Origin of the sequence: Noviherbaspirillum denitrificans, from assembly GCF_002211445.1 — a bacterium.
GTDB classification, from domain to species: domain Bacteria; phylum Pseudomonadota; class Gammaproteobacteria; order Burkholderiales; family Burkholderiaceae_D; genus Noviherbaspirillum; species Noviherbaspirillum denitrificans.
This window is the reverse complement of sequence record NZ_LSTO01000001.1, coordinates 885,306-897,766: the sequence shown is the minus strand read 5'-3', so window position 1 is coordinate 897,766 and position 12,461 is coordinate 885,306. Positions and strand designations below refer to the sequence as shown.

10 protein-coding genes are annotated in these 12,461 nt (G+C 62.7%); all 10 read right to left on the bottom strand.

Going from position 1 to position 12,461, the window contains the following annotated elements:
* The coding region (locus AYR66_RS04515) for an NAD-glutamate dehydrogenase domain-containing protein (RefSeq protein WP_141104161.1) at positions 1-2,527 on the bottom strand (2,527 nt) is incomplete at its 3' end.
* A 310-nt stretch (positions 2,528-2,837) separates the two neighbouring features.
* Positions 2,838-4,247, bottom strand: coding sequence for a DcaP family trimeric outer membrane transporter (locus AYR66_RS04510; protein WP_141104020.1), 1,410 nt, complete (start codon positions 4,245-4,247; stop codon positions 2,838-2,840).
* A gap of 26 nt (positions 4,248-4,273) precedes the next feature.
* Complete coding sequence (locus tag AYR66_RS04505) at positions 4,274-5,065, bottom strand: amino acid ABC transporter ATP-binding protein (RefSeq protein WP_088709597.1); 792 nt, start codon at positions 5,063-5,065, stop codon at positions 4,274-4,276.
* Between the two features lie 20 nt (positions 5,066-5,085).
* On the bottom strand, positions 5,086-5,871 hold the full coding sequence (locus AYR66_RS04500) for an amino acid ABC transporter permease (RefSeq protein ID WP_234814759.1): 786 nt from the start codon (positions 5,869-5,871) through the stop codon (positions 5,086-5,088).
* A 31-nt stretch (positions 5,872-5,902) separates the two neighbouring features.
* On the bottom strand, positions 5,903-6,670 hold the full coding sequence (locus AYR66_RS04495) for an ABC transporter substrate-binding protein (protein WP_088706527.1): 768 nt from the start codon (positions 6,668-6,670) through the stop codon (positions 5,903-5,905).
* A gap of 356 nt (positions 6,671-7,026) precedes the next feature.
* On the bottom strand, positions 7,027-8,373 hold the full coding sequence (gene astB / locus AYR66_RS04490; RefSeq protein WP_088706526.1) for an N-succinylarginine dihydrolase: 1,347 nt from the start codon (positions 8,371-8,373) through the stop codon (positions 7,027-7,029).
* Between the two features lie 11 nt (positions 8,374-8,384).
* Positions 8,385-9,848: a succinylglutamate-semialdehyde dehydrogenase gene (gene astD / locus AYR66_RS04485; RefSeq protein ID WP_088706525.1), complete on the bottom strand. Its 1,464-nt coding sequence runs from the start codon at positions 9,846-9,848 to the stop codon at positions 8,385-8,387.
* On the bottom strand, positions 9,841-10,878 hold the full coding sequence (gene astA, locus AYR66_RS04480; RefSeq protein WP_088706524.1) for an arginine N-succinyltransferase: 1,038 nt from the start codon (positions 10,876-10,878) through the stop codon (positions 9,841-9,843). Before astA ends, astD begins: the two co-directional genes overlap by 8 nt.
* Before the next feature lie 8 nt (positions 10,879-10,886).
* On the bottom strand, positions 10,887-11,906 hold the full coding sequence (locus tag AYR66_RS04475; protein ID WP_088706523.1) for an arginine N-succinyltransferase: 1,020 nt from the start codon (positions 11,904-11,906) through the stop codon (positions 10,887-10,889).
* A gap of 24 nt (positions 11,907-11,930) precedes the next feature.
* Positions 11,931-12,461 (bottom strand): aminotransferase class III-fold pyridoxal phosphate-dependent enzyme (locus AYR66_RS29315; RefSeq protein WP_206047059.1); only part of this gene is annotated, 531 nt, incomplete at its 5' end.

Genomic DNA, 12,461 nt, shown 5'->3' with positions numbered 1-12,461 from the left:
CCACCGCCGTCATTTCACGCGTGGCGTCCTTGGGCATCATCTTGCAGACGAAGCCGCCCTTGGCGCCGGCCGGCACGATGACGGCGTTCTTGACCATCTGCGCCTTGACCAGGCCGAGCACTTCCGTGCGGTAGTCTTCCATGCGATCCGACCAACGCAGGCCGCCGCGTGCGACTGGTCCGCCGCGCAGGTGCACGCCTTCGAAGCGCCGCGCAAAAACGAAGATCTCGCGGTACGGACGCGGCTGCGGCAGCAAGGCCAGCTGGCTGCTGTCGAACTTGAAGATGATGGTATCGCCCTGCTGTCCGCCCTGGAAGTAGGAGGTGCGCAACGTTGCCAGCATCAGGTCAGCCAGCGCGCGCAGGATGTTTTCCGTGTCGGCGTGGTTGACGTCGGTCAGGCGCTGCTTGAAGGTCGACAGCGTAGTCGTGCCGAAGGCGCGCTGCTCCGCCGACAGCGAAGGATCGAAGCGCGCCATGAAGCCCTCGACCAGCGTGCGCACATGCGCCGGCTGGGTCTTGAGCCGCTCTGCCATGTAGCGCATGCTGAAACGGCCGCCGGCCTGCCGCCAGTAGCTGGCGTAGGCGCGGATGAGCTGCACCTCGCGCATGCGCAGGCCGGCTTCCACCACAAGCGCATTCATGCGGCCGTCTTCGGCCTCGTCATTGAACAGCGACTCGAACAGTTCCTGTGCTGCCTGCGCGACCTGGGGCTTGGCCAGCCTCACGGCGCTTTCCGCATCGACCGACAGGCTGGAAACGAAGAACTTCGATCCATCGAGCGCGGGAATCGCATGCGTGCGCTCGCGCAGGATGGAGATGCCGGCATTCTGCAGCGCCGGCAGGATGGAAGACAGCGGAGGCACCGAATTGACTGAATGCAGGCGGATGCTCACCGCGTCGTCCGCGCCGATTTCGATGCGCACCTTGACGCGCGACGGCTGCGGGTTGCCCAGCAGCGTGCAGAGGTCGCGGAATCCGACCTGCGGCGACACATGGTTGATGTAATCCGTCGGCAGGCCTGCGCGCAGCTTGCGCAGGGCTTGGCGCATGCCGGCATCCGCGCTCGTGTCGACCAGGCTGTCGAAGGCGTTGTGCCAGCCTTCGAGCACACCCAGGAGCGGCTGCTGCACATCGGACTCGAGGTCGAGCGCCATGTTCGCGCCGTTGGCGATCATGTAGACGCGCGCCAGCGGGCCGTCGGCCAGCAAGGCTTGCACGCGGACGTCGCGCGCGCCGGAAATGCTGCGCAGCGTCTGCGCCAGCAATTCCTGTGAATGCGCGCCGTAACGCTCGCGCGGCATGTAGACCAGCACGTTGAGATGGCGGCCGTACACGTCGCGCCGCGCGAACACCTTTGCGCGCGGCTGCTTGTAGAGCGCGACGACTGCGCCGCAGACCGTGGCCAGCCATGCGGGATCGGCTTCCATCACTTCGGTGCGCGGCAGGGATTCCAGGATCTCGAGGAATTTCTCCGCGCGAAAACCTTCGGAGCGCACACCGGCCAGTGTCAGCACCTGCTTGATGCGCACGCGCGCAAAGGGTTGCTGCGGCAGTGTACTGGCAGTGGCAGCACGCGAGAACAGGCCGACGAAGCAATGCTCGCCGAGGACGGTGCCCTGGCTGTTACTGTCGCGCACACCGATGAAATCGAGCTGCTGGTCCCGGTGCAACGTGGACTGTACGTCGGCCTTCACCACCGACAGGGTTTCCTTGCGCGCGGCAAGCGTATCGAAGTCACCGGGAATGCCGGCAAGACAGTTGCCATAGACCGGATGGCTCTTGTCCTTGAGCACGCCGATCGCACTGCCCGGCTCGCGCACCAGTTCGCGTTGTCCGGACACGATGTGATACCGCGCATAGCCGAAAACCTCGAAGCCCTCGTTCCTCGCCCAATCGAGGAAGGCAGCCACTTCCTGCCCCGTCGCGTCGCGCGCGGCGGCAGCGGCGCCGACTTCGGACATCTTACCCTTCAGCGCCGGCGCGTCCTGCCGCACCGTCGCGGCGTCGCCTGCGGCCATGCGGATGCCCGCCAGCAAAGCATCGAGATCCTGCCCGCCAATTTCGTCTGCCATCAGGCACAGCACATAGGATTCCGCGCCGCCTCCACTGCCGACCTTGCCGGCACGAACGATGGTACCGTCGGCGTCACGCTCGACGGACAACACCGCATTGAGCACCGCGCGCGAAGGCATGCGCATGCGACGCATCGCCATCACCATCGAGTCCACCAGGAAAGGCATGTCAGGGTTGAGGATCAGCAAGGCGGTCGCCTTGCCGCCGCGGTCGTCCGCATAGGAAAGTGTTTCAATGCGGCAGCCTTCCTGCGGCGTCCACTTCGCCAGGCGGGAGAAGCCTTCCCACAGCGAAGATGCGAGGCAATCAAAGGTAATGCCCGCGAGATCTTCTTCTTCGAGCGAAGTCAGCCAGGCGCGGATCAGGGATTCAGTAGCGGGGACCGGGTTTTGCACGCCGGCAAGGACACGTTCCAAGGTGCGGGTGCGGAGGTCTTGTGCTTGTTGGGTCATACGCTTCTCCAGGGATGGTGGTTGTAGTGTGCGCCGCCCCGCATGCGCTGTCTTGCAGCGCCGCGACACCGAATTACATCGGCACGGCACATGTACTGCCCTTGTGGGGCCCGTGCATGACATCTTAAGGACGAACTGGCCGTCTGAAATTCTTATTTTTTTGCCGTTTTCTGAAGCTTGTTCGCCGTGCTGCAACGCAGCTATTCAGCCTTGGAATTGCTTATCTCCATCATAGACCACGTGATGATGAAGCCCAAAAAGCAAAAGCCCCGTTTCCGGGGCTTTCGCGGACTTGCAAAGTGCTGCTGGATCAGTTGAAGTTGTACTTCGCCGACAGATTGATGCGGCTCATGTCGCCATCTTCGCCAGCCAGCGTGGTGCGGCGGCCGAAGATGTATTCGGTGCCAATGTCCACGCCCTTGACCGGGTTCCAGATGGCGCCGATGTGAGCCTGCCACAGCTTGCGGTTGATGCCGAAGCGGCCGCTGTCGAGGCCGTTGGCCACTGCAAAGTCGGTGTACTCGTTCTTGAAGTTCTTCTGGTAGCCGAGCGCGAAGTTGTAGCGCAGCGTTTCCGACGGCTTGAGCTGGTAGCCGAGCACGACGCCCGCTGCCTTTTCCATCAGGATGCGGTTGTTGCCGGCATCGTAGAACGCGCCTTCAATGTAGTTGAGGTAGCGGCCGATACCATTACCACCGGTGACGGTCCAGGTCAGGAAGTCGTTGTCGACCGTCTTGACCATGCCGCTTGCAGCGACGCCCCAGCCGCGGCGCGACAGGTTCACGCCGGCGCCGTCGTCGATGCGGTGCTCATGGCTGAGCGCGCGCAGGCTGACGGTGCCCCAGTCGAAGGCCTTGTCCCAGCGGCCGATCAGGTCAGGCACGCGCGAGAAGCCGGCCGTCGTCACGGTCGCGGTATTGTCGAGCACGTAGCTGACCGAGTTTTCCAGCGCGACCGTGAAGTTGCCCATGCCGGCCGCCGGATAGGTGTAGCGGATCTGCGGCTGGCGGATGAAGGTGGCAGCGATCGGGCCGTTGAAATCCACGGTTTCCGGCAGGGTGTCGAGGTCCATGAAAGTCGACCAGGTCTGGCCGGCAAGCAGGCCGCCGAACTGACCATAGGCATGGCGCAAACGGAAGTTGTAGCTGTTGGTTGCCTGCTGGGTGAAGATGTTGCCGGCCGAGCCGTAGACAGCGGAATTGCCGGTGCGCGGATCGTTGTTGAAGTCGCCTTCGATCTTCATCGCGATCGGGCCGTAGGGCGACGGCGTCGCCGCTTCGATGCCGAAGCGCGAGGTGCGGCCGGTCAGGTAAGTGCGGCCCTTGCGGTTGCCGGCTGCGGTGCCCTTCAACGGCGCATACGGCAAGAAGGTGGAGTAGTCCTGGTCGCTGTTGTCGCCCTTGAACTCATGCACCATATTCAATTCGGCAAAGCCGTACACGCGTACCGAAGTATCGGAATTCGGCAGACGGAAGGAGTTCGGGATGTCGCCGAGGACGACGGCGTCCTTGGCGCGCAGTTCCACCTGCTCCACGCGGTCGGCCAGTGCGGCGTTCGCGGTTTCCTGCTTCTGGCCCTTGAGCGCGTCCAGTTCGGCGCGCAGCTTGCGCATCTCGGCGCGCAGTTCTTCGAACTCCTTCGCGGTCTGCGCCTGCGCCGGCATGGCGGCGGCGAACATCAGGGCGATGGAAGCGGTCAGGGTCGTCAGTTTGAATTGCATTCTTGTTTCTCCCAATTGGATATTGTTTATCTTGCTGTATAGGCAATCTGCCCCAGGAACGAGCGGATGCGCTCGTTGCGGGCGTTGCCGAAAAATTCGGCAGGGGGCGCTTCCTCGAGGATCTGTCCCTTCTCGAAGAAGATCACGCGGTCCGCGACCTCACGTGCGAAGCCCATCTCGTGCGTCACCACGATCATGGTCATGCCGCCGCGCGCGAGGTCCTTCATCACGTCGAGCACTTCCTTGATCATTTCCGGATCGAGCGCCGAGGTCGGCTCGTCGAACAGCATCACCTTCGGCTGCATCGCGAGCGAACGCGCAATCGCCACCCGCTGCTGCTGGCCGCCGGAGAGCTGGTGCGGATACTTGTGCGAGTGCGCCGACATGCCGACTTTCGCGAGGAGCCCCTTTGCCGTCTCTTCCGCCTGGGCGCGGGTAACACCGCGCAGGCGCCGTGGCGCGAGCGTGATGTTGTCCATCACCGTCAGGTGCGGAAAGAGGTTGAAGCTCTGGAACACCATCCCGACTTCGGCCCGTACGGCATCGATGTGCTTCAGGTCATCGTCGAGGACGATGCCGTCGATCACGATGCGGCCGGAATCGTGCGTCTCCAGCCTGTTCAGCATGCGCAGGAAAGTCGACTTGCCCGAGCCGGATGCACCGATGATGACGGTCACCTCACCCTGGTAGAACTTCGTCGACACATCCTTGATCACGTGGAACTGACCAAAGTGCTTGTTGATGTTTTCCGCGATGATCAGCGGTTCCTTCGTTTCGGGCTTCGACACGCCTTGCGCGCCTGCCGGTACTTCTGCCATGTTCATCCCCTCGTCTCCGCTCAATGGTGGCGTTCCACATCCAGTTGCCGTTCAATCGCACCGGAGATCTGGGTCAGCACGGTGGTCAGGAGCAGGTAAATGGTTGCGGTCGTCATGAATACCGGGATCGGCTGGAAAGTAGCCGACTGGATGCGGTTGCCGATATTGGACAACTCAACCACGCCGATCACATAGGCCAGGCTCGAATCCTTGAGCAGCGACACGATGTTGTTCACCAGCGGCGGCAGCGAAATGCGGAACGCCTGCGGAAAAACCACATCGCGGAAGGTCATGAAGGGCGTGAGGCCCAGCGAGCGAGCGGCTTCCGTCTGTCCCTTGTGCACAGCCAGGATGCCGGCGCGGATCGCTTCGGCGTTGTAGGCGCCGACGTTGAACGCCAGCGCGACCACCGCCGAATTGAAGTCCGACAGCTGCAAGCCGGGCACCAGCGCGGGCAACGCCAGGAACACAAACAGCACCTGCACCAGCAGCGGCGTGCCGCGGATGGCCCAGATGTAGAAATCGGCAGCCAGGCGAAACGGAAGGAACTTCGACAGTTTGGCCAGCGCGGCCACGACGCCGAGGAAGATGCCGATCAGGCCAGACACCACTGTCAATGCAATGGTGGTCTTGGCCCCTTCCGCGAACTGGTCTGCATTGGAGCCGATCGGCTCCGGCATCCAGCTCAACGGAATGGACATCAACCACAGGAAGGCGACCAGGCCCACCACGGAAATGGCGATGGACACTGCGCTGCGCTTCTCGCGCGACCACTCCGCCGGTAACAAACTGATTGCTGATCTCACCGCTGTCTCCTTGCTCGATATCGATGTCCGCTTACTGCTGGCAGCGGATGTCTTCCTTCATGTACTTCTCGGACAGCGTCTTGTAGGTGCCGTCGGCCATCACTTCGGCCAGCGCCTTGTCGACGGCCGCAGCCAGCGAGCTGTTGCCCTTCTTGACGGCGGTTGCAACCTTCTCGACGAACAGGTAGCCGCCTTGCTTGAGCGGTGCGTTCGGGTTGCTTTCGATCGCGTTCTTGACCACGAAGCGGTCGCTGACCCAGGCGTCGACACGGCCGTTCATCAGCGCGGCACGGGCGTCGGTGTCCTGCGGGAAGTTCTTCACTTCCTTGATGTTGGGCAGCTTCTTGACGTTTTCCATGTAGGTGGAGCCGGTTTGCACCGCGACCGTCTTCCCGGCCAGCATGTCCGGTGTGCGGATCGAGCCGTCACGCGATACGATCACGCCGCCGCTGCAGTAGTGCGGGTTGGTGAAGGTCACAGCCTTGGCGCGCTCTTCGGTGATGCCGAAGGAAGCGATCACCATGTCCCAGCGGTCCTGGCGCAGGCCGGCCAGCAGCGCGTCGAAGGACAGCGCCTTCCACTCGAGGGCCAGGCCCATTTTCTTGACCATGGCTTCAGCCAGTTCGACTTCGAAACCGGTCAGCTTGGAGCCCTGGAAGAAGTTGAACGGGGGGTAGGCGCCTTCGGTGGCGACGATGATCTTGCCGCTCGCCTTGATTTCTTCAAATGTGCGGGCCTGCGCCGTCATGCCGACGACCAGGCCGGCAACGACGACCAGCAAGTGCTTGAGACTCTTCATGGATGTGTTCCTCCGGGTTGGAAAGGTTTATTTGCTTTTATTTTCAAGACGGGTATTCGTCGAACGGCTATTGGACCAGTTACGAGAACATGGACAAACCAGCATGGCGACGGAATCTTGAAAAAATGCGACATCGAAAGCGGTGACGATCAGATATCGAAAGGCGCGCGATCTTAACCCGCCGATGCGCGAAGAAAGATCGGAAGTGATGCAGGGAAATAAAAGAAAATTCGGTCAAACGACCTATTTTTATGCCTGCGCACGGCCGGCAGACAATGAAAAATCGGGCGCATCCCAGCATCCACGCGGGTTTGCGCCCGATTCACGGCCCCCAATGGAGCGACAATGCAAATCGGCTATTTCTGGAAGTCGTACAAGCCGGGAAGACCCAGGATCGTTGTCAATTCGTCCAAAGCAGTCTGCACTTCGACTGCCAGCGCGGGATCCGCAAGGTCCGACGGCGCGAGGTGGTCGCGGTAATGCCTGCCGACCCAGTCCACCAGCCGTGTGTACAGCGCATCGGTCATGACCACCCCTTGGTGCATCGCCGCCGCCTCGGCATCGGTGAGCGCTACACGCAGGCGCAGGCAGGCGGGGCCGCCGCCGTTGCGCATGCTCTGGCGCAGGTCGAAGCTGATCAGTTCATCGATCGGGCCGCCGCTGGCAACCAGCCCCTGCAGGTAGCGCGCGACAGCCTGGTTTTCCTGGCATTCCTGCGGCACGACCAGCGACATTTTTCCGTCTTGCCTGGACAGCAGCTGGCTGTTGAACAGGTAGCTGCCGACCGCATCCGCAACCGTCACATCCTTCGCCGCCACGCGTACCGGGCGCAGTTCCGCACGCACGCCATCCATCGCTTGCTGCAGTGTCGCGATGGTCGCCGCCTCGTTGACGAAGGCATGCTCGTGGTAGAACAGGACGTTGCCATTGCCGACCGCGATCACGTCATTGTGGAAGACGCCCTGGTCGATTGTGTCGGGATCCTGCTGGATGAACACTGCGCGTTGCCCATCCAGTCCGTGCAGGCGAGCGACAGCCTGGCAGGCCTCCAGCGTCTGGCGCGCGGGGAAGCGCTTCGGCGCGGGTGCTTCGGGTTCGAATTCCACACGTCCGTAGACGAACATTTCGATGCCGGGCGAACCGTGCGATGCGCACAACCGGGTATGGTTGGCCGCCCCCTCATCACCGAAAGCGGGCGTCGGTGGCAGCGCGTCGTGCACCGCGAAATGCTTGTCGTCGCCAAACAGTGCGCGCAGCGCGCGTGCCGTCTGTGTGTGTTCGTAGGAGCGATGCAGCTTGTTGTTCAAGTTGGCGACGGTGAAGTGCGTGCGCCCGTCCGCCGTATCCGCGGACGGACTGACGGTCGCGGCATTCGCCGTCCACATCGGCGAGGCGGAATAGGCGCTGGCCAGGATGATTGGGGCTTCCTTGTACGCACGCGCAATCACATCGGCATCGCTGCCGCTGAAGCCGACACTACGCAGGAGCCGGAAATTGGGCCGATCCTGCGGCGGCAGCAAGGCCTGCGCGAAGCCGCGCGACGCCAGCGCGCGCATCTTCGCCAGTCCCTGCAGCGCTGCTTCCTTCGGGTTGGAAACGCTGTTGATGTTGTTATGCGAAGCGACATTGCCGAAGGACAGACCGGCATAGTTGTGCGACGGGCCGACAAGGCCGTCGAAATTGAATTCGCGAGCGGTGCTCATGAATGATCCCTTCAGAATGCCAGGCCCGGCGACAGCTGCTTCGGCATGTCCAGCGTGCTGTTTTCGATCGATGCGACCGGGTAGGCGCAGTAGTCCGCCGCATAGTAGGCGCTCGGGCGGTGGTTGCCCGACTTGCCGATGCCGCCGAACGGCGCGGTGCTCGCGGCGCCGGTAGTCGGGCGATTCCAGTTGACGATGCCGGCGCGGGCGCGGACCAGGAAGGATTGCCACAGCGTTGGGTCATCACTGAGAAGTCCTGCCGCCAGTCCGTACTGGGTGGCGTTTGCCTCGCGCACTGCCTCGTCAAAGCTGGCAACGCGGATCACCTGCAGCAGGGGACCGAACCATTCCTCGTCGGGAATCCCTTCGACGCCGGAGACATCGACAATGCCAGGTGATACGAAGCCGGTGCCTTCCTGAAGCAGCCGCATCGGCAGCAGGCTCTTTCCGCCGCGCGCCACGAGGTCGTCGTGCGCTTGCACCAGCTTATGCGCGACCTGCGTAGAGACGACCGGTCCCATGAAAGGCGCCGGTGTTTTGTCATAGCGGCCGACAGCAATCTTCGATGCGACTTCCACCAGACGGTCGACAATTGCCCCACCCTTGGCCGAATCCTCGACGATCAGCTTGCGCGCGCAGGTGCAGCGCTGTCCGGCGCTGACGAAGGCCGAGAAAATCGTGTGGTGGACCGCAGCGTCGACATCTTCCACATCCCATGCAACCAGCGCATTGTTTCCGCCCATTTCCAGCGCCAGCATCTTGCCAGGCTGGCCGGCAAATTGACGGTGCAAAATCGCGCCCGTCTGGTAGCTGCCGGTGAACAGGATGCCGTCAATGTCCGTATTCGCGGCAAGCGCAGCACCGGTATCACGCGCACCATTCACGAGATTGAGCACGCCTTCCGGCAGTCCTGCCTTGATCCATAGCTCAACCGTCCTGATCGCCGTTTGCGGCGCATATTCGCTGGGCTTGAACACAATCGTGTTACCCGCAATCAGCGCCGGCACGATATGGCCGTTCGGCAGGTGGCCGGGGAAGTTGTACGGGCCGAATACAGCGAACACGCCATGCGGACGATGCCGCAGCACCGCGTCGCCATCCGCCACCTTGCTCTGCGATACACCGGTGCGCGCATGATAGGACTGCAGCGAAATATCGACCTTGTTCGCCATGGTCGTGACTTCGGTGCGCGCTTCCCATAGCGGCTTGCCGACTTCGATGGAGATCAGCGTGGCCAGCTCTTCGCTGTGCTCCTTGAGCAGGTCGCGGAAACGCTGGCAGATGCCGGCGCGCACGTCGAGCGGCTGCATGGCCCACGCCTCGAACGCTGCACGTGCAACCTTGCACGCAGCGTCCACTTCCGCAATGGTGGCAGCATGGCCGTTCCAGGTCTGCAGTCCGGTGGACGGATCATAAGCAGCCAGTTGCGGGCCATCGCCCGCGATCCACTGGCCATTCAGGTAATGACTATGCATGATGCAGTTTCTTCGGGTTGAGCGGCATGGCGCGCACGGCATCGCCGGGGCGGCAGGCCAGCAGTTGCTGTTGTTCCATCGACAGTGCAATGCGGCTGCGATGGGCATGGGTCGGTGCGACGACGACACGGAAGTCCTGCATGCGCGTGCTCGCCACCAGGCTGGGCGGCTCCTCGCGCTCCAGCGTCAGCCCGGTATCGACGATCGCCAGGTCGCTCTCGCGCAGCGCGCGAAGTTCGGCCACGCGTGCTTGCATGACGGGGCCGGCGTCGAAGATGTCGACGTAGCCTTCGTAGTACATGCCCTCCTGTTCCAGCAGGCGACGTGCCGGCGCGGTATCGACATGGACACGCCCGATCACTTCTTGCGCTTCCTGCGGCAGGTAGGCGACGTAGAGCGGATGACGCGGCATCAGTTCCGCAATGAAGGACTTCTTGCCAAGCGACGTGAGGTCATCAGCACGGTCGAATTCCATCTTGAAGAAATGGCGACCCAGGCTGTCCCAGAACGGCGAACGGCCATCGGCACGCTGGTAGCCGCGCATTTCCGCAATCAGCTTCTCGGAGAACAGGTGCGGGAACTGCGCGATGAACATGAAGCGACTCTTCGACAGCAGCTTGCCGTTGGTGCCGTGACGGTAGTCCGGATGCAGGAACAGCGAGCACAGTTCGGCGCAGCCGGTCAGGTCATTGGACAGGTAGAGCGTGTCCATGCGCGAAAAGACCTTGAGCTCCTTGCTGGAGTGGACCAGCGTGCCGATGCGGTAGTTGTAAAACGGCTCATCCAGCCCGACTGCGCTCTTGATGGCGCAGACACCGGCGACCTTGCCGGCTTCGGTATCCTCCATCACGAACACATAGTCGCGCTGCGGCGGCGCGATCTGCTCGGCGAACGACGCGCAGGCGATTTCCACCCGCTGCGCCAGCGACTTGCGATCCGGCTTGAGCGTCGTCATGCCGGAGCCGACCTGTTCGGCCAATGCGACCAGTCCGTCCAGATCTTCTTCCCTGATTGCGCGTACGACTAGCATCGGCGGCCTCACAATTTCACACACAGTACGGAATCACCCGGCGCGACATCGAGCGCGCGCATTGCTTGCTCATCCAGCGCGGCAAGGTCGGATTGTCCGGAGACAGCGCACATGACAGCGCGGAATCGCTCTTCGCGCACCGTGGCAACCAGGAATTCCCCGGATGGCGAATCATCATTCGTTCTTGCCGCCACAGTGCGGATTGCCGACTGCGAAAAGGAGCGCAAGGCATTCTTGTGCGCCTGCAGGATGGGACCGCCGTCAAAGATGTCGATGTACTCGTCGGGCTGGAAACCTTCGTCGGTCAGGATGTGGAACGGCAGCTCGCCTTCCGTGTGCACCTGCCCCATTGCAGCCTGCGCATCGCCGGGCAGAAGCGGCACATAGACCGGATAGTGCGGCATCAGTTCGACGATCAATGTGCGGTTGCGCGCACCTTCGATCATGCGTTCCGCCTCGAGGAAATCCATCTGGAAGAACTTGCGGCCCAAAGCTTCCCAGAAGGGCGAGCGGCCGTTCGCATCTGTAATGCCCGACATGGATGCAAAGAATTTCTCGCCGAAGCGATGCGGCGCGACCGCCGCGAACAGCAGGCGCGTGCGCGACAGCAAAGCCGCCTCATCACCCGCCTCGACACGGTTGCGCAAGTAGAAGCTCGACAGTTGCGAGCACGCGGTAAGGTCGGAGCACAACGTCAGCGCATGCACGTTGTGGCTGATGTTGAGATCGCGCGAGACCTGGCTCAGCACATCGTTGCGAAACGCAAAGAAGGTACCGCTCGCCCCGGCCGTGGCGGCAATCGCCGCCGTGCCCGCGATAGTTCCTTCCTTGACTGACTGCAGGACAAAGAAGTAGGACTCCTCGGTCGGCACGTCGGGCTGCGACTTGAACGACGCCACCGATCGCTCGACTGCGAGCTCGATCGTCGCGCGCGTGCGCGGCAGGGTGTGCACGCCCGGCGTGACCACGTTTGCCATGGCTTCGAGCGCCGGGATATCCGCTGCTTCCACAGGCCGGACGACGTACATAGGGTTCTCCAATCCTGTCGTTGATTATTTCGCCGCCGACAGCACGGTATCCAGCGCGCGCCGCAGAAGCGCGACGCCCTCGTCGATCTGCGCATCCGACACCACCAGCGCCGGCAGCAGGCGCACGACGTCGGGTCCGGCGATGAGCAGCATCAGGCCCTCGGCTTCGGCAGCCTTGGTGATGTCCTTGGCCTTGCCGCGCCAGGCGTCGGCCAGCACCATGCCCAGCATCAGGCCGCGGCCGCGCACCTTCTCGAATACCTGCGGATAGTCTCGCACGACGGTTTCCAGCTTGCCGACGAGGTTGTGCGATGCCTCGATCACTCGGCCGAGGAATTCCGGTGTGTTGATGGTCTGCAGGACTTCCAGCGCCACCGCTGCAGCCAGCGGATTGCCGCCGTAGGTGGTGCCGTGCGAGCCGACGGAGAACGCGCCGGCGATCGCTTCGGTCGTCAGCATCGCGCCGACCGGATAGCCGTTGCCGAGCGCCTTGGCCGAGGTCAGGATGTCCGGCGTCACGTCGTAGCCCATGTAAGCGAACAGCTTGCCGGTGCG

Excerpts from the sequence above, each read along its gene's own strand:
- AYR66_RS04510 (WP_141104020.1), bottom strand. The coding sequence starts at position 4,247 with ATGCAATTCAAACTGACGACCCTGACCGCTTCCATCGCCCTGATGTTC.
- AYR66_RS04505 (WP_088709597.1), bottom strand. The coding sequence starts at position 5,065 with ATGGCAGAAGTACCGGCAGGCGCGCAAGGCGTGTCGAAGCCCGAAACG.
- AYR66_RS04495 (WP_088706527.1), bottom strand. The coding sequence starts at position 6,670 with ATGAAGAGTCTCAAGCACTTGCTGGTCGTCGTTGCCGGCCTGGTCGTC.
- astB (WP_088706526.1), bottom strand. The coding sequence starts at position 8,373 with ATGAGCACCGCTCGCGAATTCAATTTCGACGGCCTTGTCGGCCCGTCG.
- astD (WP_088706525.1), bottom strand. The coding sequence starts at position 9,848 with ATGCATAGTCATTACCTGAATGGCCAGTGGATCGCGGGCGATGGCCCG.
- astA (WP_088706524.1), bottom strand. The coding sequence starts at position 10,878 with ATGCTAGTCGTACGCGCAATCAGGGAAGAAGATCTGGACGGACTGGTC.
- AYR66_RS04475 (WP_088706523.1), bottom strand. The coding sequence starts at position 11,906 with ATGTACGTCGTCCGGCCTGTGGAAGCAGCGGATATCCCGGCGCTCGAA.